The following is a 19,556-nucleotide window of genomic DNA, read 5'->3' as shown; positions in this document are numbered from 1 at the left end:
CCGGGGCACAAGCGATGAAACACCTGACCGTACTGACCGGGCAGGGCGCGGCGGGCGCTTTCGCGCAGCCGCGCCAGGACGCGCGGCTGCGCGTCGGCGTGCGCCTGCCGTCTCCCGACACCCTGCGCCGAGACGTGCCGGCGTCGTTCGCCGCGCTGGCGACCGTCGACGCGGGCCGCTCGCAGCCGCGCGCGATTCTCGAGCGGCGCGCTGCGTGCCGGCTGCGCGGTGACCGATCCGTGCATCGGCTTGGTGGCGACCGAGGACGCGCTGCTGCATGCGCGCAGCCGGCTGCTCGACCGGGCGCGCCGACGTGGCCGGCATACGCCGCTTTTCCCCCATTTCTTCATCATCAACGCAACCATGTCTACCACTTCTGCTGACACCCTGAATACGCCGGCCGGTGCCGGCGCGTCTTTCCTGCCGCTGCTGCTCGCGAATTTCTCGATGGTCGCGGGGACCTATGCATTCGTCACGGTCGCGGGCCCGATGGCGCGCCGCATGCATCTCGCGCCGCTGCACATCGGCGCGATCATCGGCATCGTCGGTCTCGTGTGGATGCTGGCCGCACCGCGCTGGGCGCGGGTTGCGGACCTGCGCGGACGGCTGCCGGCGATGCGTGCCGCGATCGGCGGCTTCGTCGCGAGTTCGCTGCTGCTGACGGGTTACGTCGGCTGGGCGCTCCGCAACGGCGGTACGGCCGTTCCGGCTGTCTGGACCGGCTTCGCCGCGCTGCTTGTGACGCGAGCGGCGATGGGCGGCTGCTATGCGGGGCTGCCGGTTGCCGCGACCGCGTGGATTGCAGACCGGACCGCCGTCGAGGGGCGGGCGGCGGCGATTGCCAGGTTCGGCGCCGCGGGTGCCGTCGGGATGGTCGTCGCGCCGCCGCTGGCCGGCTGGATCGCCGGATACGACATGACGCTCGCGCTGGCGGCGTTCGCGCTGTTGCCGCTGGCCGGGCTGGCCGGATTGCGCGGCCAGCGCGAAGGGCACGAATACGCGGTGCGGCAGGCGCCGCCGCGCCTGAAGCCGACCGAGCCGCGCCTGCGCTTGCCCTGGTTCAGTGCGCTGGCGCTTTATAGCGCGGTGATGATCGCGAACAGCGCACTCGGGTTTTACGTGATCGACCGGCTGGGCGTGAGCGCGCAGGCCGCGTCGCTCACGACGGGCTATGCGCTCGGCAGCGCGGGCCTCGGCCTGATTGCGACGCAGGCGCTGGTCGGGCGTTTGCGGGTGGTCGCCCCGGTGCAGTGGCTGCGATGGGGCGCACTCGTCGCCGGCGCCGGATTCGCGTCGGTCCTGGTGGCCGGAGCCGCGCAGCCGCTGCTGCTGTGTGCAAGCTATCTCGTGGCGGCATGCGGGATGGGGGCGGCGTTTCCCGCGGCAGCGGCGCTGGCGAGCGCGCGCGTGGCGGCCCACGAGCAGGCCGCCTGTGCGGGGGCGATGTCGATGGCCCAGGGGCTCAGCATGGTGATCGGACCGCTCGCCGGCGCGATGCTGTACGAGTTGCATCCGGCCCTGCCGTTCGTGTCGATCGGCGTGATCCTGGCAGGCGTTTCCGCTGCCGCGTCGTGGCGCGGGTCGCGCGCGGCGCACGCGTAGCGGCGCATGCGCCGGTGCCGTACGACACGCGTCGGCTGTCGGCTCTTGGCACGAGAGACGGCCGGCGGCACCGGCTCGTTACGTCAAGCTTTGTCAAATTGTCGAAAAAACAGCCGGCGGTGCATATCCGGCGGCCCCGCGGGGGCTCTCAGGTGCGGGTTGATTGAGTATCCTTGAATGCGATTCGCGGTATTCACGCAATCACCACTCGGGAGGCTCTACATGAATGCACGTCTATACCGCGCGACCGTTGCCGGCGCGCTGATCGGGTTGCTCGCACCGTTTTCGGTGGCGCATGCGCAGCTCGGCGATGTCCTGAAGCAGGTCGGCGGCGGTGGCGATTCGGGCGGCAGCGCGGGCGGTGCGCTCGGCAATCTAGGCGGTCTCGGCGGTGCCCTGACGGGCGGAGGCGGTTCGTCGCTGATGCCGGGCAGCACCGGCAACGTCGCGGGCATCCTGCAGTTCTGCATCCAGAACAACTATCTCGGCGGGGCGTCTGGTGGCGCGTCGTCGGTGAAGGACGCGCTGATGGGCAAGCTCGGCGGCGGTGCGTCGTCCGACAGCGGCTATACGAGCGGCGCGAGCGGGATCCTCGATGCCGGCAATGGCAACAAGCTCGACCTGAGCGGCGGCGGCCTGAAGCAGCAGGTGACCAAGCAGATCTGCGACAAGGTGCTGGCGCAAGGGAAGTCGCTGCTGTAAGCGCCGCGGCGCGTGGCGGCGCAGCGTGCGGTGCGCGACGTACCGTTACGCACAGGTCATTCCGGCTGCCGCGCACCCATCATCGACGAGAAGACGGGCGGCCGCGCGCTGCCGCGGCCCGCACGCATGGACTCAATCGGCCAGCCGCTTGTCGGCGAGCGCCTTGCAGCAGTCTTCGTAAACCCATTGCACGAGTTTCGCCCGATAGTCGAGATCGTCGGTATCGACGATTTCCTCGACCGCGTCGCGTGCCCATGACGCATCGACGAACCCGGCGTGCCGCTTCGCGATGTCCTGCGCGAGCGCCGCGAGCTTGGCAACGGCCAGCCAGTCGGCCTGGCGGTGATGGCGGTCGAGCCAGCGGTGCGCGGCCTGGACCTGGAACGTGGCGTCCGGCCACGATTCGTTGAGGTAAAACGCGCCGAGATTGCCGCAGGTGAGCCAGCAAAGCAGCTCCAGGCGGTCTTGCGAGCCGAGGGTATGGGGTGCGTCGGACATGGCAGCGCTCACGAAATTCGTCGATTCCGGGCGGCGCCGGTTGGTTGCAATGGGCCGGTGCCGATAATAAAAACATAGCACGATGCGGGCCCGGCCGCGCACCCGGGCGGATGCTGACATGGCGGCGAAACGGACGCTGCGCCGGCGTGGACGGCCGACGGCGGAGTGAGGGGGAGCGGGAACGGAAAGCGCGCGAACGCGTGAGGAACCGCGCCGGAAGAGACGGCCCGGAACCGGCCGCTTGCGCCGAGCCGCGACGCGGGCCGGTTGCCGACCCGCCGCAGCCCGGCGCGCGGGCTGCGGATGAGCGGGATCAGGCCGTCGTGTGCGTGGCGCGCGCGATCGAGCGGATGCTGCGCTCGACGCGGATCAGGATGATCAGCACCGCAAGCGACACGAACGAATACAGCGCGACGAGTGCGGCGACGCCCGCGTAGCGCGCGGTCTGGCCATTCTCGGCGGCCGTTTCTTCCGCGGCCTTCTTTTCGTTGTCGATCGCGGTCCGGCGTGCATCGTAGCGCTCGGAGAAGTCGCGCATGACCGCCGATACGGCGTCGGTGTACGCCTGTTCGCGCGCATATTCGTCGTCGTGCCCGGAGACCTTCTTCTTGACGCTGGCCGCGACGTCCGCGCGCGACAGCACCTTGTCGAGATACGCGATCTGCTGCTCGTAGTACGCGACGTCCGGATGGTCGTCGTCGCCGAGCACGCGCTGGAACGACGGCTCGTACGCGTCGCGATCGACCGCGTAGTCCGGCGACAGGGCCGCCCGGCCGTGCTTCTGCACGATGCCCGACAGGCGCGTCGACAGGCGCAGCGCGGGCGACGCGTCGTCGTCCTTGGCTGCCGCGCCGCCGGCGGCCGGCGTGGCCTTGGCGGGTGCGTCGTTCTCCCACGCGAACGACGCTGGATCGACCTGGATGGCCGAATCGACCTTCGGCGGTTTCGAGAGGCGCGCATCGAGTGCGATCGCGCCGAAAATGACCCCGCCGATCAGGACCGCGGTCGCGAACAACAGCACGATCACGCGCAGTACCTGAAGATAGCCGCCCTCGATTTTGGTCAGGATGCTCAAGGCATTCTCCTTTCTTATGATGAATGAGGCGCCGAGGCTAAAGACCTTTCCAATGGCTGTCAATCGTCACACCGGTGGACTGAAACGCTCGCTAGAATGTCGGCTTTCCTGGAGGCGGAAAGCGATGAAAATCTACGACCAGTTCTATATCGACGGCGCGTGGCGCAAACCGGCCGGCACCGGCACGATCGACGTGATCGACTCGGGCACCGAAGCCGTGATCGGCCGGATTCCGGAAGGCGTCGCGTCCGACGCGCAGGACGCGATCCGCGCGGCGCGCGCAGCCTTCGACGCCTGGGCGGCCACGCCGGCCGCGACGCGCGCGGGCTACCTGCGCAAGATCGTCGAGCATCTGCAGGCGCGCAGCGAGGAACTCGCGCAGTCGATCACCGGCGAAGTCGGGATGCCGATCAAGCTGTCGCGCGCGATCCAGGTCGGCGGCCCGATCTACAACTGGAAGGCGTACGCGAAGCTTGCAGAGTCGTTCGAGTTCGAGGCACAGGTCGGCAACTCGCTCGTCGTGCGCGAGCCGGTTGGCGTCGTCGCGGCGATCACGCCGTGGAACTACCCGCTCAACCAGGTGACGCTGAAGGTCGCGCCGGCGCTCGCAGCCGGCTGCACGGTCGTCCTGAAGCCGTCCGAGGTCGCGCCGCTCAACGCGTTCATGCTCGCCGAAGCGATTCACGAAGCCGGGCTGCCGGCCGGCGTGTTCAACCTCGTGTGCGGCTATGGCCCGGTGGTCGGCGAGGTGCTCGCCACCGACCCGGACGTCGACATGGTGTCGTTCACCGGCTCGACGCGCGCCGGCAAGCGCGTGGCCGAACTGGCGGCCGCGGGCGTCAAGCGCGTCGCGCTCGAACTGGGCGGCAAGTCGGCGTCGGTGATCCTCGACGATGCCGATTTCGCGACGGCGGTGAAGGGCACGGTCAACGCGTGCTACCTGAACGCAGGGCAGACCTGCTCGGCGCACACGCGGATGCTGGTGCCGGAAGCGCGCTACGAAGAGGCGCGCGAGATCGCGAAGGCGGTGGCCGAAACCTACGTCGCCGGCGATCCGCGGCAGGATGCGACGCGCCTTGGCGCGCTTGCGTCGGCCGTCCAGCAGCAGCGTGTGCAGGACTACATCCGGCGCGGGATCGACGAAGGCGCGGAACTCGTGACGGGCGGCACGGGCATGCCGGAAGGGCTCGCGAAGGGCTTCTTCGTGAAGCCGACCGTGTTCGGCCGGGTCGATCCGAAATCGACGATCGCGCAGGAAGAAATCTTCGGGCCGGTGCTGTCGATCATCACGTATCGCGATGAAGACGAGGCCGTGCGAATCGCGAACGATTCGCCGTACGGGCTCGGCGGCGCGGTATGGGCCGGCAGCGACGAACGCGCGATGCGCATCGCGCGCCGCATCCGCACCGGGCAGGTCGACATCAACGGCGGCACGTGGAACATGGCCGCGCCGTTCGGCGGCTACAAGCAGTCGGGGCACGGCCGCGAGAACGGCGTGTACGGGCTCGAGGAATATCTCGAGTACAAGTCGATGCAGCTCAAGCCCGCGAAGCCGGCCTGAGCGCTTCTCACGGCCCGAACCGGAAACGGCACGCTCGCGTGCCGTTTTTTTATTGACGGGCGTCAAGGTGCGCGTCGGTGGATCGTCGATCATCGCGGTTCCGATGTTCCGATGAGGTTTCAGATGACCGTACGCACTTCCTTTCCGCCGCTGACGATTCGCGGCCGCACCTTGCTGCCCGTCGTGCAGGGCGGCATGGGCGTCGGTATCTCCGCGCACCGGCTGGCGGGCAGCGTCGCGCGCGAAGGCGCGGTCGGCACGATCGCGAGCATCGACCTGCGTCACCATCATGCGGACCTGCTCGCGCGTTGCCGCGCGCAACCCGATCGCGCGACGCTCGAGGCCGCGAACCTCGAGGCGCTCGCACGCGAGATCCGCCTCGCGAAGACCTACAGCGAAGGGCGCGGGATGATCGCAGTCAACGTGATGAAGGCCGTGAGCGCGCATGCGGACTACGTGCGGGTGGCGTGCGACGAAGGGGCGGACGCGATCGTGATGGGCGCGGGCCTGCCGCTCGACCTGCCCGACCTCACGCAAGGACACGACATCGCGCTGATCCCGATCCTGTCGGACAGCCGCGGGATCGCGCTCGTGCTGAAGAAGTGGATGAAGAAGGGGCGCTTGCCCGACGCGATCGTGATCGAGCATCCGGCGCATGCGGGCGGCCATCTCGGCGTCACGCAGATCGACGACATGCACGACCTTCGATTCGATTTCGCGCGCGTGCTCGACGAAACCGCTCAGGTGATGGCATCGCTCGGGCTCGCGCGCGAAACGATCCCGTTGATCGTTGCGGGCGGGATCAACAGTCACGACGCGGTGCGCGCGGCGCTCGAGGCCGGCGCGAACGGCGTGCAGGTCGGGACACCGTTCGCGGTGACGGAAGAAGGCGATGCGCATCCGCACTTCAAGCGCGTGCTGGCCGACGCGACGCCCGACGACATCGTCGAATTCGTCAGCGTGACGGGGCTGCCTGCACGTGCGGTGAAGACGCCGTGGCTCGATCGTTACCTGCGCAACGAGGCGCGCATCCGCACCAAGCTCGGCGCGCTGAAGCAGCGTTGCCCGACCGCGCTCGAATGCCTGAGCGTATGCGGCTTGCGCGACGGCATCGAGAAGTTCGGCCATTTCTGCATCGACACGCGGCTTGCGGCTGCATTGCGCGGCGACGTTGCGAACGGGCTGTTCTTCCGTGGCCGCGAAGCGTTGCCGTTCGGCCGTGCGATCCGCAGCGTGCGCGATTTGCTCGATCTGCTGCTGACGGGCCATGCGACCGAGCCTGCGGCAAACCGTCCCACGTTTACGCTGGCTTGACGGATATCAACATGACGAAAAGACCCTGCAGGGAGAATGGAAACCATTCTTTGGGGGTCCGTACCATGCATAAAACGATTCGAACTTGTGTTACCGCTGCCGCCGTTGCGGCTGCTTTCGCCGCGATGCCTTCGCTGTCGCACGCGGCCTCGCCCGGCGACGGCATCAACCAGGGCGACGTCCTGGTCCGGCTGCGTGCGATCAGCATCCAGCCGAACGAACGCGCGAGCGATACGCTCGGCGCGCTGAACGTCGGCGTGAACAACGCGATCGTGCCCGAGCTCGACTTCACGTACATGATCCGCGACTACCTCGGCGTCGAGCTGATCCTCGGCACGTCGAGGCACCAGCTGACGTCGAGCCTCGGCAATCTCGGCGGCGTGGGCGTGCTGCCGCCGACGCTGCTGCTGCAGTACCACTTCAACCACGCCGGCAAGGTGCGTCCGTACGTCGGCGCGGGGGTGAACTACACGTACTTCTACAACAACGGGCTCAACGTCGGCGGGGAGGGCGTGTCGATCAACAAGAGCAGCTTCGGCCCGGCGCTGCAGTTCGGCGTGGACGTGCAGTTGACGAAGAAGGTGTTCATGAACGTCGACGTGAAGAAGATCTGGATGAGCACCGATGCGACGCTCGGCGACAAGGGCATCGGCACGCTGCACATCGATCCGCTGATCGTCGGCGTGGGCGTCGGGATGAAGTTCTAGGCGCGTTCGGAAAAGAACAGAGTTGGGGTTGGCGGCATGGCGGTCGGCATGCCGCTCTTTTTTTGCGCGGCTTGCGCGACGGACGCGGGCAACGATTCGCAACGCGCGTCGGCACGCTCGTAATAGCGCGTCGTCGCAGGCGGCGTGGCCGGCAGCGCGATCGCCAGGCGGCAGGACGTGCCGTTCGGCAACGCGACCCGCAGCGGCGTGGTCAGTTGGGCGCCCGTGAGCAGCAACCTGCCTTCGCTTCCGGTGACGGTCACGAACCGGTCGTCGTCGTCGACGACGGTCGACAGCACCGGCAGCGGCGCGCCGTTCGCCAGCGTGACAGTCAGCAGCACGCGCCGCGTGTGCTCGACGGCAAATTCGACGTGGCTGACGGAGCCGCGGCCGGCTTCGACGGTCTGTATGCCGTTCTTCAGGTCCAGATTGCGCGGCAGGCTTTTCGTGTTGATCCGGACGAGTGTTCGCGCGTACGCGGGCAGCGACGCGATGACGGCGCGGCCGTGGCGATCGGTCCAGACCGGGCCCGACGGCGTGACGATTTCGATGCCGGCGCGATCGCCGACGCGGGCGAGTGCGAGCGTGTCGCGGATCTCGTACGGCGACAGCATGCCGACGCCACCGAGCAGCGCGACCGCACCGCGCAGATTGACACCGAGCGTGGCGCGCTCGGCGCCGTAGAGGCCCGCGTTGACGATCGCGCGCACATGCTTCGGCGTGGCGCTGACCGTCGCGCGGATCGACGGCGACCGGATCGCGGTGTCGTAGTCGGCCGCGACGCTGTAACTGCCGGTCCGGCCGAACGTGTCGGAATAGCGGGCGCCCGAACGCACCGAGCCGCCGGTGACGTTCGCAAAGGCGCTGACGCTGCGCGTGCCGATCGGCACGGTCGCGCTCACATAAACCTGGACGCCGGCGCCGCCGCGGGTGCCGAACGTCCGGCTCACGTTCAGTGCGAGCGAGCCCGCCCCGAACGGGCGGGTCCATGCGCCGGCGATGCGCTGCATCGCGGGACCGTCGAATACCGCGACCCGCGTGTAGTCGAACGACAGCATGCCGAGCGTGCGATCGCGCCAGCCGAGTGCCGCCGCGAACTGGGTGCGCGCTGGCGGCGTGAAGGCATCGATCGATCGCACCGCATCGGTCAGTTCGCGGTATCCGGACGTGCGCCGGACGAACGACACATCGGCGCGCAATGGCGTGTCGCCGTCGCTCGCCAGCGCGATACGCGTCTGGGCGCCTTGGCGACCGGCGGCGCGGGTGAGGTCGACGCCGACGGCCGTGGCGACGCCGGCAAGTGGTGCGAATTCGACGCTCGCGGCGGCCGACTGCAACGGCGACGACATGAGGAGGCCGGCGTTGAGCCGTGCGTGTTGCCGGATCTGCCAGCCGTACGTGGCGGTCGCGAGCCACGGCGCTTGTGCGTAGCCGTCGTTCTGCAGGCGGCCCACCGCGATCGCCAGCCCTTGCGCGGCGCCGAGCCCGGCCCCTGGCAGCGACGAACCCGGCACGATGAAATGCTGCACGTCGCCCGTGGCCTCGACGACGGTCACGTCGAGATCCGCGCTGCCGCTGACAAGCGGCAGGTCGCTCAGCGTGAACGGCCCCGGCGGCAACTGCGACGCATGGATCAGTACGCCGAGCTGGCGCACCTCGACGCGCGCCTGCGTGCGTGCGATCCCGGTCACGCGTGCGGCCGCGCCGGGCGTGACGGCGAGCGCTTCGTCCGGAAACATCTGCACACCGAACGTCCGGCCAATCGCGAACAGCGTCGAGCGCGGGACGATCTGCCCGGCCTGCAGCGTCGTGCCGTGCGGGGCGAACGTGCGCTGTGCGTAGGCTGCCTGATGATCGACGCCGGCATGGCCGTCGACGACCGTGGCGATCTGGCTGCTGCGCACGATCCAGTCCGCCGCGTTGAAACCGGCTTCGGTCGTGGCTTGCCAGTATTGCGACGTGCCGGCCGGGTTGCGCGTTGTCGTCGCGAGCAGGTCGTAGTTGACGAGCCCGGCGAAGCCGCCGTGCTCGAACGTATCGGGCGTGCGGCGGCCCGTGTCGAGTGCGTCGGGCGGCACGACGAAGTCGACGGCGCCGTCGGCCGGGCGCAGCGTGACGATCGCCTGCGGATAGGCGCGCCGGTAGTCGTAGCATGGCGGCGTGTCGTCGCTGGCGCTCCGCGCGGTCGCCGTGATCGCCGCAGTCGCATCCCGGAGCGCGTCGGGCACCACGAGGCCGGCCGCGCGCAGCAGGCCGGGCGTCGCGCACAGGTTGCCGTTGTCGTCGAATCGCGCATCGGCGCCGCCGGCTCGCCTGCCGTTGACCGTCAACCGAACGGAAGCCGTGCCGGGCATGAAGCGCGGCGCGTGCGCGAAATAGTGGCTCGCCGTGGCGTCGATCCCGTGCTCGCGCAGCGCGCCGGTGTCGAACTCGACCGTCTCGGGCGCGGTGTGGTCCGGGCTGGCGGCGGTGCACGGCATGCAGCTCGCGACGGCGGACAGCGCGAGCGCGACGAGGCCGCGCAGGCCATGAATGGCGCCTGACATGGCAGATCCGGAATCGACGGCGCGGTGCTTACCGTCGCGTGGCCGTATCGCCCGCAGCGGGGACAAGCGCTGCGTCGTAGTGCTCGACCGAGTAGCCGTAGACGGTGGCGGGGAAGAGGCGCACGCGCTCGGGCGTCGCGGCCTCGCGGGCCAGCGCAGTCCGGAGGGTCTGTCCGGCCAGCACGTAGGGTGCCGGCAGCGACACGATCTGCCGCGACGGCAGCAACTGCACTTTCTGTTCGAGGCGCACCACATAGCGGCTGTCGTTGCGCACGATCAGCCTGCCGTCCTCGATCGACCACTTCAGCAGTTCCCATGGCCTGTCGTTGCGCGCGAGGTCTTGCGGCTGGATCAGCACCGGCAGGTTCTGGCGAATGATCGTCTGGATCTCGTTCTTGCCCTGGCGTTTCGGCGGAATGCCGGAGAACGAGACGCGGGCGAGGCGCTGCGTGGCGAGCGGCTCGTTGCCGACGAGAACGAACCGGACGAGCTGCACCGCACCGGCTTCGACACGCGCGATCGGGGGCGTCACGATGACGAGCTCGGCCTTGTCCTCGGGAATGGGCTCGACCGTCGTATGCAGGAGTGTCGGGTGGTTGTCGGTGTTCCTGACCGAGATCGTTCCTTCGCCGTCGGCTTCGTCGACGATCACGATGGATGTCTCGGGCACGACGCCCATTGCGTGTGCGACGCTCGAACCGATCAGGCAACCGAGGAGCGGGGCGAGCAACGACGCCCGCAGGGTATGGCGTGCAGGGAATTTCATGGCGGTGGCTGGCTTGGCGGTAATGCGGCGCACCGCCGCTTCGGCGAAGCGACGGTGCAGTCGACGCCTGTCAGGCAATCGACGCGATCGGAGGAAAGACGCGTACCGGAATTACAGGTACACGAGCGACACGGTGGCGAGGCCGTCGAGATTGATTTCCTGGCTCAGGTCGAGATTCGACGTCTTTTCGATCGCGGCCTGCACGTCGAGCGTGCCGGTGAAGACCTTCGCCGCGACCGGGACAGTCTGGCCTTTCTTCGCCCACGACTCGTAGCCGCCGGTGTTGTCGACGACCCCGTTGGACCCCATCCAGGTGGCGCCGCTGGTATTCGAATAAATCGAATCGACCGCCGCACCATCCGCCTGGAACGTGTTCGTTCTGAAACGGAATGCAAAAGCGCCGATATTCTTGCCGCCGGCCGATCCGAGGCCGAATTGCGAGGAAACCGGACTGGACGAGCCGAAGAAATTGATATTGCCGGTAAATGCGCCGGTGCCGGCGCGATTATCCCGCGCGGTCAATGCGACGCGGGCGGCGGCGTCACAGGTGATCGTGATCGAATCCGACAAGACCGGGAGCAGCGTGGGCGCGGTCGGACTGAGTTGAGCCGAGCCGATCAGTCCGTAATCGAACGTTCCGCCGCCGGCGAGCGTCGGCGTGCAGGCGCCCGGCTTGATCTTCCCGGTGACCTTGACGTCGAACGAGTCGGCGAACGCCGATGCGCTCCCCAGGGCCAGCAGGCCTGCCATCATGAGGTGCGACGCTTGCTTCGGCATTTTAACGAATTTCATCTGAGCGGTTTCCTTTAACTAGCCGTAATTCCGAAGGTAATTCGGTGATCCGGTTTTTCGATTGGTGGAAGATAAATAGCTCGCCTTAATTTCCGGGGAGCGGATGGAATTTATCAATTTGATTTGCGAATTGAAATCGTACTTGTACAGATTTTTGTGGCTATTTACGTGGAATTGATGGCATTTAATCGGGGGAATAATCCGATTTATTGACGGGGGCTGGTGTTTTGATCGTTACGAATGTCAGATGTAATATTTTTCAGCTTCGATAAGGATCGAGCGGATTGGATTCAATCTGAGCGGACAATATCGAAAAAACAGGAGGCGCGACCCCGGTATACCGGTTGGCAATGGACGATCGTGACGAAGGACGCACGGCGTCATTGCGCTGATGGCGCATGTCGGCAGCGGGAAGTCGGAACGTAAAACGGAGCGGCGTCGCGTCGATCGAGACGGAGCGGGTGCGGTGGCGAAGGGGGAGGCGAGTGTGGCTGAGGTGGGGCTGGGTCAGGTCAGGGCCGCCGGCGGCCGGCCCGTGATCGGGCCCGCGGCGCCCGGACGGGCGCATCGCGTCGGCATGCGCCGACGCGGGACGGCTTACAGCTTGTCGTACTGGAAGCGCATCGCGGTGCCTTCGCGCTGGATGCGCTCCCACACCGCGCGCTTTTCGTCGTCGCTCAGGAACACCCAGTTCGACACTTCGGCGGCCGTGCGGCCGCAGCCCTTGCAGACTTCGTCGAAGAGGGTCGAGCACACGCCGATGCAGGGGCTGTCGGGCAGGTCGTGGAGATTGGAGGCCATCGGAAGGGTGCACGCAGTTGAATCGTCAGCCGCCATTTTAATGCATCGCGGCCGGACGGTCGGACGGGGGCGGCCAGCATGCCGCACCGGTGCCGTGACTCGATGGTACGGCCGGGTTCGGGCACAGCCGCCAGGCGGTTCGCGGCCGGCCGGCGCACGCGGTTTGGCCGCCGCCCGTTTTTCCCGGTGGACAGCCGCCGATTACCCGATAGAATTCCCCGGGAACACCCCGCCGCACGGGCGGCCAGCCGGCCGGCGGCGGGAATTTGTTCCGTTTGCGCGACACCGGCATGATTTTTTTGTGACGGCGCGCGAATGATGGTAGTTTTCGGGGTTTTCGAGGGGCGGCGCGCCAGAATGCGCCGCCGTGACGAGGCAGACGGCAGCCGGACACACGGTCCGGCCGGAGGGAGAACGGGATGAAAGCAAAGGTAGTGGGCCGGTTCGCGGCGCTCGCGCTGTGCGTGGGTGCATCGGCGGCAGCGGCGAAGGATACGCAGCTCAATGTCTATAACTGGTCGGACTACATTGCGAAGGACACGATCCCGAACTTCGAGAAGCAGACGGGCGTCAAGGTCCGCTACGACAACTACGACAGCGACGACACGCTGCAGGCGAAGCTGCTGACGGGCAGCTCGGGCTACGACATCGTCGTGCCGACCAGCAACTATGCGGGCAAGCAGATCGCCGCCGGCATCTTCGCGCCGCTCGACAAGTCGAAGCTGCCGAACCTCAAGTACCTCGACCCGCAACTGATGGCCCTCGTCGCCGGCGCGGATCCGGGCAACAAGTATTCGGTGCCCTGGGCATACGGCACGACCGGTCTCGCGTACAACCTGACCAAGGCGCAGCAGGCGCTCGGCAAGGTGCCGCTCGACAACTGGGACATCCTGTTCAAGCCGGAAAACCTGTCGAAGCTGAAGACCTGCGGCGTGTCGGTGCTCGACGCGCCCGACCAGATGTTCGCGGCGGCGCTGCACTACATCGGCAAGGATCCGATGAGCACGAACCCGGCCGACTACAAGGCCGCGATGGACGTGCTGAAGAAGATCCGCCCGTACATCACGCAATTCAACTCGTCGGGCTACATCAACGACCTGGTCGGCGGCGACATCTGCTTTGCGTTCGGCTGGTCGGGCGACGTCGTGATCGCGAAGCATCGCGCGATCGAGGCGAAGAAGCCGTACAAGATCGAGTACTACATTCCGAAGGGCGGCGCGCCGGTCTGGTTCGACGTGATGGCGATTCCGAAGGACGCGAAGAACAAGGAAGCGGCCCTCGAGTGGATCAACTACATCGAGGATCCGAAGGTCCACGCGGCGATCACGAACGCGGTGTACTACCCGAGCGCCAACGCCGAGGCACGCAAGTACGTGCGGCCCGACGTCGCGAACGACCCGGCCGTGTATCCGCCGGCCGACGTCGTGAAGACGCTGTTCCTGCTCAAGCCGCTGCCGCCCGAAATCCAGCGTCTGCAGACGCGTCTGTGGACCGAGCTGAAGTCGGGCCGCTGATACGCGCCGATGTTCCCAGCAGTCATGAAGCCCCTGGTGTCCCCGGGGGCTTTGTTCGTTCAACGCAGGAGAGAAGCAGCACATCATGAATAGCCAGTCGGGTGCGCCGGTCGCGGGCGCACCGTCCTCCGTTTTCTCCTCCGGCGCCGATGCGCGCGCCGAGAACTTTGTCCAGATCGTCGACGTCGTCAAGAAATTCGGCGACACCGAAGCCGTGCGCAGCGTCAACCTGACCGTGCGCCAGGGCGAGCTGTTCGCGCTGCTCGGCAGCTCGGGCTGCGGCAAGTCGACGTTGCTGCGGATGCTCGCCGGCCTCGAGACGGTCACGTCGGGCAAGATCCTGATCGACGGCGAGGACCTCGCGCAGATGCCGCCGTACAAGCGGCCCGTGAACATGATGTTCCAGTCGTATGCGCTGTTCCCGCACATGTCGGTCGAGTCGAACGTCGCGTTCGGTCTCAAGCAGGAAGGCACGCCGAAGGCCGAGCTGAAGGAGCGCGTCGCGTCGGCGCTCGAACTCGTGCAGATGAGCAAGTACGCGAAGCGCAAGCCGCATCAGCTGTCCGGCGGCCAGCAGCAGCGCGTCGCGCTCGCGCGCTCGCTGGTCAAGCGGCCGAAGCTGCTGCTGCTCGACGAGCCGATGTCCGCGCTCGACAAGCAGATCCGCCAGCGCACGCAGATCGAGCTCGTCAACATCCTGAACAAGGTCGGCGTCACCTGCATCATGGTCACGCACGACCAGGAAGAGGCGATGACGATGGCCAATCGCCTCGCGGTGATGAGCGAAGGGCAGATCGTGCAGATCGGCTCGCCGAACGAAGTGTACGAATATCCGAACAGCCGCTTCTCGGCCGAATTCATCGGCTCGACGAACCTGTTCGACGGCGTGACCGTCGAGGACGAGCCCGACCACGTGTATATCGAGTCGCCGGAGCTGCCGAGCCGGCTGTACGTGAGCCACGGGATTTCGGGCCCGCTCGGGATGCCGGTCACGGTGTCGGTGCGCCCCGAGCGGATCGCGCTGACGCGCAAGCCGCCCGAAGGCGCGTTCAACTGGGCACGCGGCCGGATCAGCAACGTCGCGTACATGGGCGGCTACTCGCTGTATCACGTGAAGCTCGAAGCGGGCAAGACGGTGATCGCGAACGTGTCGAGCCTCGCGATTTCGGAGCTCGACACGCCGGCGCTCGGCGACGAGATCTACGTGCGCTGGAGCGCGACTGCCGGCGTGGTGCTGACGTCATGACCGCGTTCAAGTCCATGCTCTCGTGGCCGGTGCGGCGTTTCAACCTGACGGGCGCCACGGCGGTCGTCGCGGGGCCGTTCACGTGGCTCGTGCTGTTCTTTCTCGTGCCGTTCGTGCTGGTCGTCAAGATCAGTTTCGCGGAGCTGCAGCTCGGCATCCCGCCGTACACGGAGCTTGCGTCGTACACCGACGGCGTCGTGCACGTCGCGCTGAACCTGTCGCACTACGCGTTCCTGTTCACCGACAGCCTGTATTTCGCGACCTACGTGAACTCGGTGTGGGTGGCCGCCGTGACGACGCTGCTGTGTCTGCTGATCGGCTATCCGATGGCGTACTACATCGCGCGTTCGAACCCGGCGACCCGCAACCTGCTGATGATGGGCGTGATGCTGCCGTTCTGGACGTCGTTCCTGATCCGCGTGTACGCGTGGATCGGCATCCTGAAGAACAACGGGCTGCTGAACAACTTCCTGATGTGGATCGGCCTCACGCACACGCCGATCGAGCTGTACCGCACCAACTACGCGGTGTACATCGGGATGGTCTATTCGTACCTGCCGTTCCTCGTGATGCCGCTCTACGCGCACCTCGTGAAGATGGACCTGCGCCTGCTCGAGGCCGCGTACGACCTGGGGGCCAAGCCCTGGAAGGCGTTCGTGCAGATCACGCTGCCGCTGTCGAAGAACGGGATCATCGCGGGCTGCCTGCTCGTGTTCATCCCGGCGGTGGGCGAGTACGTGATTCCCGAGCTGCTCGGCGGCGCGAACACGCTGATGATCGGCCGCGTGATGTGGAATGAGTTCTTCAACAACGCAGACTGGCCGATGGCGTCGGCGGTGACCTGCGCGATGGTGCTGCTGCTGCTCGTGCCGATGGCGATGTTCCAGCACTTCCAGGCGAAGGAGCAGGAGGCCCGTCGATGAAGCCGAATCGTTACCTGCAGTTCGCGGCGCTGTTTGCCGGCTTCGCGTTCCTGTACATCCCGATCATCAGCCTGATCGTCTATTCGTTCAACGAGTCGAAGCTTGTCACAGTGTGGTCGGGTTTCTCGTTCAAGTGGTACTCGGCGCTCGTCGAAGACGACGAGCTGCTGACGGCCGCGTGGCTGTCGCTGAAGATCGGCGTGCTGACCGCGTTCGCGTCGGTGTTCATCGGCACGTGGGCCGGCTTCGTGCTCGCGCGGATGGGGCGCTTTCGCGGTTTCGCGCTGTTCAGCGGGATGATCAACGCGCCGCTCGTGATTCCCGAGGTGATCCAGGGGATCTCGCTGCTGCTGCTGTTCATCGAGCTGGCGAAGTGGATCGGCTGGCCGGCCGAGCGCGGCATCTTCACGATCTGGCTCGGCCACGTGATGCTGTGCATCTCGTACGTCGCGATCATCGTGCAGTCGCGCGTGCGCGAGCTGAATCCGTCGCTGGAAGAAGCCGCGCTCGATCTCGGCGCGACGCCGCTGAAGGTGTTCTTCACGATCACGCTGCCGCTGATCTCGCAGGCGCTGATCGCGGGCTGGCTGCTGTCGTTCACGCTGTCGATCGACGACCTCGTGCTGTCGGCGTTCCTGTCGGGCCCCGGCTCGACGACGCTGCCGCTCGTCGTGTTCTCGCGCGTGCGCCTCGGGCTGAACCCGGAAATGAACGCGCTCGCGACGCTGTTCATCATCGCGGTGACCGCCGGCGTCGTGATCGCGAACTTCGTGATGCTGCGGCAGGAGCGCAAGCGGATGGCGGGGTTCGCGACCTGACGTTCGGGTCGTGATCGCCATGGAAAACGCCCGGTGCCGACGACGAGTCGGGCCGGGCGTTTTGTTTGGGTGGCGCCGCGTGTGGATCGGCCCCGGTCAGGATGCGATTGCGACGGACGAGGGGCGCCAGCGCCACGGCACGGGTTCGATTACCGTGCCCGGCCGTGGCCGCTTCATGCGCGCAACGTCGCCTTCGCCAGCAGCCCGAGCGCGACGCACACGAGCACGACCGCGAACCCGGCCTGCACGTGCCGGGCGGCGAGGTGGCGTGACGCGCCGCGGCCGGCGGCCATGCCGAGCGCGGTCGCGACGGTGAACCACAACGTCACGTCGAGCGGTGCGCGCGTGCCCGACACGAGCGTGGCGAACACGCCGCCGGTGCCGACGAGCGCGATCACCATCAGCGACGTCGCGACCACGCCGTGCATCGACACGTTCGTGAACTTGCGCAGCATCGGCACGATCACGAAGCCGCCGCCCACGCCGAGCAGCCCCGTCATCAGGCCGGTCATCGCACCGGTCGACGCAAGCGCGACGCCGACCGGCCAGGACCAGACGAGCCGGCCCGTATCGGGATTCACTCGGCCGACGCACAGCGGCGACGTTTCCGCGTCGACCGGCGCGTGCCGCAGCGCCTGCAACAACAGGCGGCCGGCGACCACCAGCATCGTCAGCGCGAACAGCGCGAGCAGCAGGCGTTGCGGCAGCACATGCGCGAGCCGTACGCCGAGCGTGGTCAGCGGCACGCCGGCCACCGCCATCAGCAGCGCCGCGCGGTAGCGCACGAGCCCACGGCGGAAACCTTCGAGCGCGCCGAGCGCGGCGCTGCCCGCCACCGCGACGAGCGCGACGGGCGTGGCCTGCTGCATCGGCCAGCTCATCCCGACGACGAGCGCGGGCACCGCGAGGATGCCGCCGCCGGCGCCGGTCAGGCCGAGCACGGCGCCGACGAAACCGCCGAGTACGAGGGAAATCAGCATGACGTCATCGCGCTCCCGTCAACGTGCGATCGCGGGCTTCGCGAGCCATTCGCGGCCCTTGAGCATCGCCTTCCAGTAGAGCGGCGGCAGCACGCGTTCCTTGAGCAGCCACGCGAGCCGCGACGGACGCTTGCCGTCGATCAGCCACGCGGGGAAGGTCGGTGCGACCTTGCCGCCGTACAGGAATTCGGCGAGCACGATCTTGCCGCGCTCAACCGTGAGCGGGCACGAGCCATAGCCGTCGTACGCGGCGTCGCCGTGCGCGTGGCCGAGCGACGCGAGCAGGTTGTGTGCCACCACCGGCGCCTGCTTGCGGGCGGCCGCGGCCGTTTTCGCATTGGTCGTGTTGGTGGCGTCGCCGAGCGCGTAGATGTCCGGAAACTGCTTGTGGCGCAGTGTCGCCGGATCGACGTCGATCCAGCCGGCCGCGTCGGCGAGCGGGCTCGAACGCACGAAGTCGGGCGCCTTCTGCGGCGGCACGACGTGGATCATGTCGAATGCGCGCACGACGGTTTCCTTGCCGCCGTCCGGCAGCGCGCGCGCGAACGTCGCGCGGCGCGCGGGCCCGTCGATCGACACGAGGTTGTGGCCGAACGACAGCGCGATGTCGTAGCTTTTCACGTACTCCATCAGCGCGGGCACGTAGTCGGCGACGCCGAACAGCGCGGCGCCCGCATTCAGGAACTCGACGTTCGCGGCCTCGAGGCGGCCCGCGCGCCGCCAGTGGTCGCACGACAGGTACATCGCCTTCTGTGGCGCGCCCGCGCACTTGATCGGCATCGGCGGCTGCGTGAAGAGTGCGTTGCCGCCGCGGAACGCGCGCACGAGCTCCCACGTGTACGGCGCGAGATCGTAGCGGTAGTTGGACGTGACGCCGTTGCGGCCGAGCGTGTCGGCGAGCCCTTCGATCGCGTGCCAGTCGAGCTTGAGCCCCGGGCACACGACGAGCTTGCGATAGCCGATGCGGCGGCAGCCGTCGAGCACGACGGTGTGCGCGTCGGGCTCGAAGCCCGCGACGGCGGCCTGGATCCGCTGCACGCCGCGCGGCAGCACGTCGGTCATTCGGCGCGCGGTGGTCTCGGGCCGGAACACGCCCGCGCCGACCATCGTCCAGCCGGGCTGGTAGTAGTGGACGTCGGCCGGATCGATCACCGCGATGTCGAGCGACGCATTGCGCGCGAGCAGGCTCGACGCGACCGCGATGCCGGCCGCGCCCGCGCCGACGATCACAATGTCGTGCCGCGCGTCGACGGCCGGCGCCGCCTGCTTGCCGCCTTGCATGACGCGCGAGGCGAGCGCGCGCAGGTCGTAGCCGGCTGCGCCGGCCGTCGCGACGATGTCGTTCAGCGGACGCAGGCCGGCCTGCGACAGCGCCCACAGCGTGGCCGAGCGCGTGCCGCTGCGGCAATACGCGAGCACCGGGCCTTCGAGCGACGCGACGAGCGCGCCGAACTGCGCGGCCTGGTCGTCGGTCACCTTGCCCGTATCGACCGGCAGGTAGTGCACGTCGATGCCGAGCGGCGCGGCGGCCGCGCGGATCTCGGTGACGGTCGGCTGGTCGGGGCCTTCTCCGTCGGGGCGGTTGCAGATGATCGCGCGGATGCCGGCCGCGTGAAGCGCGGGCAGGTCGGCCGCCGCGATCTGCGGCGAGACCGACAGCGTGTCGGTCAGCTGGCGGATGGTCATGTCGGGGTTCTCCGGGTGGGGCGTG

Annotated in this window: 18 protein-coding genes; 10 read left to right on the top strand and 8 right to left on the bottom strand. The window is 67.6% G+C overall.

All coding sequences use genetic code 11. The features are described 5' to 3' along the window. Nucleotides 1-14: 14 nt before the first annotated feature. From HWX36_RS26635 to HWX36_RS26625, 3 genes are all read left to right on the top strand, one after another. Nucleotides 15-383, top strand: a complete 369-nt coding sequence (locus tag HWX36_RS26635; protein ID WP_175956191.1) for a hypothetical protein — start codon at nucleotides 15-17, stop codon at nucleotides 381-383. After that, entirely contained in the window at nucleotides 364-1,602 is a 1,239-nt protein-coding gene (locus tag HWX36_RS26630) for an MFS transporter (RefSeq protein WP_175956189.1), read from the top strand. The genes HWX36_RS26635 and HWX36_RS26630 overlap by 20 nt, the downstream gene beginning before the upstream one ends. Nucleotides 1,603-1,824: 222 nt before the next feature. Further along, a complete protein-coding gene (locus HWX36_RS26625; RefSeq protein ID WP_175956187.1) occupies nucleotides 1,825-2,304 on the top strand; it encodes a DUF2501 domain-containing protein in 480 nt (159 codons plus the stop codon). A 132-nt stretch (nucleotides 2,305-2,436) separates the two neighbouring features. On the opposite strand, the gene HWX36_RS26620 is transcribed toward HWX36_RS26625, so the two are convergent. Both HWX36_RS26620 and HWX36_RS26615 read right to left on the bottom strand, forming a co-directional pair. Continuing rightward, nucleotides 2,437-2,802 carry a hypothetical protein gene (locus HWX36_RS26620; RefSeq protein WP_059234078.1) on the bottom strand — a complete coding sequence of 122 codons (366 nt, stop codon included), beginning with the start codon at nucleotides 2,800-2,802 and terminating at the stop codon, nucleotides 2,437-2,439. Between the two features lie 313 nt (nucleotides 2,803-3,115). Then, entirely contained in the window at nucleotides 3,116-3,877 is a 762-nt protein-coding gene (locus HWX36_RS26615; protein ID WP_175956185.1) for a hypothetical protein, read from the bottom strand. Nucleotides 3,878-4,001: 124 nt separating this feature from the next. Here HWX36_RS26615 and HWX36_RS26610 point away from each other — a divergent pair, with 124 nt between their 5' ends. The 3 genes from HWX36_RS26610 to HWX36_RS26600 all read left to right on the top strand — a co-directional run bounded on the left by HWX36_RS26610 (nucleotide 4,002) and on the right by HWX36_RS26600 (nucleotide 7,459). Further along, nucleotides 4,002-5,438 carry an aldehyde dehydrogenase family protein gene (locus tag HWX36_RS26610; RefSeq protein WP_175956183.1) on the top strand — a complete coding sequence of 479 codons (1,437 nt, stop codon included), beginning with the start codon at nucleotides 4,002-4,004 and terminating at the stop codon, nucleotides 5,436-5,438. 123 nt (nucleotides 5,439-5,561) lie between these two features. After that, entirely contained in the window at nucleotides 5,562-6,752 is a 1,191-nt protein-coding gene (locus HWX36_RS26605) for a nitronate monooxygenase family protein (RefSeq protein WP_175956181.1), read from the top strand. Between the two features lie 65 nt (nucleotides 6,753-6,817). After that, nucleotides 6,818-7,459 (top strand): OmpW family outer membrane protein, encoded by a 642-nt coding sequence (locus HWX36_RS26600; RefSeq protein ID WP_175914602.1) that lies wholly within the window; start codon nucleotides 6,818-6,820, stop codon nucleotides 7,457-7,459. Here HWX36_RS26600 and HWX36_RS26595 read toward each other — a convergent pair. The 4 genes from HWX36_RS26595 to HWX36_RS26580 all read right to left on the bottom strand — a co-directional run bounded on the left by HWX36_RS26595 (nucleotide 7,456) and on the right by HWX36_RS26580 (nucleotide 12,364). After that, a complete protein-coding gene (locus tag HWX36_RS26595) occupies nucleotides 7,456-10,005 on the bottom strand; it encodes a fimbria/pilus outer membrane usher protein (protein WP_175956180.1) in 2,550 nt (849 codons plus the stop codon). The genes HWX36_RS26600 and HWX36_RS26595 overlap by 4 nt on opposite strands. Before the next feature lie 28 nt (nucleotides 10,006-10,033). Then, nucleotides 10,034-10,771 carry a fimbria/pilus chaperone family protein gene (locus tag HWX36_RS26590; RefSeq protein WP_175956176.1) on the bottom strand — a complete coding sequence of 246 codons (738 nt, stop codon included), beginning with the start codon at nucleotides 10,769-10,771 and terminating at the stop codon, nucleotides 10,034-10,036. Between the two features lie 111 nt (nucleotides 10,772-10,882). Continuing rightward, the gene (locus HWX36_RS26585; RefSeq protein ID WP_244136520.1) at nucleotides 10,883-11,548 is read right to left on the bottom strand and encodes a DUF1120 domain-containing protein; all 666 of its coding nucleotides are present in this window, start codon (nucleotides 11,546-11,548) and stop codon (nucleotides 10,883-10,885) included. A gap of 612 nt (nucleotides 11,549-12,160) precedes the next feature. Beyond that, entirely contained in the window at nucleotides 12,161-12,364 is a 204-nt protein-coding gene (locus HWX36_RS26580; protein WP_021159754.1) for a DUF1289 domain-containing protein, read from the bottom strand. Between the two features lie 419 nt (nucleotides 12,365-12,783). On the opposite strand from HWX36_RS26580, the gene HWX36_RS26575 reads away from it, so the two are divergent. The 4 genes from HWX36_RS26575 (at nucleotide 12,784) to HWX36_RS26560 (ending at nucleotide 16,865) form a co-directional block, all read left to right on the top strand. Further along, nucleotides 12,784-13,878: a polyamine ABC transporter substrate-binding protein gene (locus tag HWX36_RS26575; RefSeq protein ID WP_175956172.1), complete on the top strand. Its 1,095-nt coding sequence runs from the start codon at nucleotides 12,784-12,786 to the stop codon at nucleotides 13,876-13,878. An 85-nt stretch (nucleotides 13,879-13,963) separates the two neighbouring features. Beyond that, nucleotides 13,964-15,124 carry a polyamine ABC transporter ATP-binding protein gene (gene potA, locus HWX36_RS26570; RefSeq protein WP_175956170.1) on the top strand — a complete coding sequence of 387 codons (1,161 nt, stop codon included), beginning with the start codon at nucleotides 13,964-13,966 and terminating at the stop codon, nucleotides 15,122-15,124. Beyond that, complete coding sequence (locus tag HWX36_RS26565) at nucleotides 15,121-16,047, top strand: ABC transporter permease subunit (protein ID WP_175956168.1); 927 nt, start codon at nucleotides 15,121-15,123, stop codon at nucleotides 16,045-16,047. The genes potA and HWX36_RS26565 overlap by 4 nt, the downstream gene beginning before the upstream one ends. After that, nucleotides 16,044-16,865 (top strand): ABC transporter permease subunit, encoded by an 822-nt coding sequence (locus HWX36_RS26560; protein ID WP_175956166.1) that lies wholly within the window; start codon nucleotides 16,044-16,046, stop codon nucleotides 16,863-16,865. The genes HWX36_RS26565 and HWX36_RS26560 overlap by 4 nt, the downstream gene beginning before the upstream one ends. 173 nt (nucleotides 16,866-17,038) lie before the next feature. Here HWX36_RS26560 and HWX36_RS26555 read toward each other — a convergent pair whose 3' ends face one another. After that, a complete protein-coding gene (locus HWX36_RS26555) occupies nucleotides 17,039-17,845 on the bottom strand; it encodes a sulfite exporter TauE/SafE family protein (RefSeq protein WP_175956164.1) in 807 nt (268 codons plus the stop codon). Between the two features lie 18 nt (nucleotides 17,846-17,863). Further along, a complete protein-coding gene (locus HWX36_RS26550; protein ID WP_175956163.1) occupies nucleotides 17,864-19,531 on the bottom strand; it encodes a bifunctional protein tyrosine phosphatase family protein/NAD(P)/FAD-dependent oxidoreductase in 1,668 nt (555 codons plus the stop codon). Nucleotides 19,532-19,556: the final 25 nt, after the last annotated feature.

The sequence above is a fragment of the Burkholderia sp. BCC0405 genome, from assembly GCF_902833075.1.
Classification (GTDB): domain Bacteria; phylum Pseudomonadota; class Gammaproteobacteria; order Burkholderiales; family Burkholderiaceae; genus Burkholderia.
This window is presented reverse-complemented; position numbering and strand designations above follow the sequence as displayed.

Excerpts from the sequence above, each read along its gene's own strand:
- HWX36_RS26635 (WP_175956191.1), top strand. The coding sequence starts at position 15 with ATGAAACACCTGACCGTACTGACCGGGCAGGGCGCGGCGGGCGCTTTC.
- HWX36_RS26630 (WP_175956189.1), top strand. The coding sequence starts at position 364 with ATGTCTACCACTTCTGCTGACACCCTGAATACGCCGGCCGGTGCCGGC.
- HWX36_RS26625 (WP_175956187.1), top strand. The coding sequence starts at position 1,825 with ATGAATGCACGTCTATACCGCGCGACCGTTGCCGGCGCGCTGATCGGG.
- HWX36_RS26620 (WP_059234078.1), bottom strand. The coding sequence starts at position 2,802 with ATGTCCGACGCACCCCATACCCTCGGCTCGCAAGACCGCCTGGAGCTG.
- HWX36_RS26610 (WP_175956183.1), top strand. The coding sequence starts at position 4,002 with ATGAAAATCTACGACCAGTTCTATATCGACGGCGCGTGGCGCAAACCG.
- HWX36_RS26605 (WP_175956181.1), top strand. The coding sequence starts at position 5,562 with ATGACCGTACGCACTTCCTTTCCGCCGCTGACGATTCGCGGCCGCACC.
- HWX36_RS26600 (WP_175914602.1), top strand. The coding sequence starts at position 6,818 with ATGCATAAAACGATTCGAACTTGTGTTACCGCTGCCGCCGTTGCGGCT.
- HWX36_RS26595 (WP_175956180.1), bottom strand. The coding sequence starts at position 10,005 with ATGTCAGGCGCCATTCATGGCCTGCGCGGCCTCGTCGCGCTCGCGCTG.
- HWX36_RS26590 (WP_175956176.1), bottom strand. The coding sequence starts at position 10,771 with ATGAAATTCCCTGCACGCCATACCCTGCGGGCGTCGTTGCTCGCCCCG.
- HWX36_RS26585 (WP_244136520.1), bottom strand. The coding sequence starts at position 11,548 with ATGCCGAAGCAAGCGTCGCACCTCATGATGGCAGGCCTGCTGGCCCTG.
- HWX36_RS26580 (WP_021159754.1), bottom strand. The coding sequence starts at position 12,364 with ATGGCCTCCAATCTCCACGACCTGCCCGACAGCCCCTGCATCGGCGTG.
- HWX36_RS26575 (WP_175956172.1), top strand. The coding sequence starts at position 12,784 with ATGAAAGCAAAGGTAGTGGGCCGGTTCGCGGCGCTCGCGCTGTGCGTG.
- potA (WP_175956170.1), top strand. The coding sequence starts at position 13,964 with ATGAATAGCCAGTCGGGTGCGCCGGTCGCGGGCGCACCGTCCTCCGTT.
- HWX36_RS26565 (WP_175956168.1), top strand. The coding sequence starts at position 15,121 with ATGACCGCGTTCAAGTCCATGCTCTCGTGGCCGGTGCGGCGTTTCAAC.
- HWX36_RS26560 (WP_175956166.1), top strand. The coding sequence starts at position 16,044 with ATGAAGCCGAATCGTTACCTGCAGTTCGCGGCGCTGTTTGCCGGCTTC.
- HWX36_RS26555 (WP_175956164.1), bottom strand. The coding sequence starts at position 17,845 with ATGCTGATTTCCCTCGTACTCGGCGGTTTCGTCGGCGCCGTGCTCGGC.
- HWX36_RS26550 (WP_175956163.1), bottom strand. The coding sequence starts at position 19,531 with ATGACCATCCGCCAGCTGACCGACACGCTGTCGGTCTCGCCGCAGATC.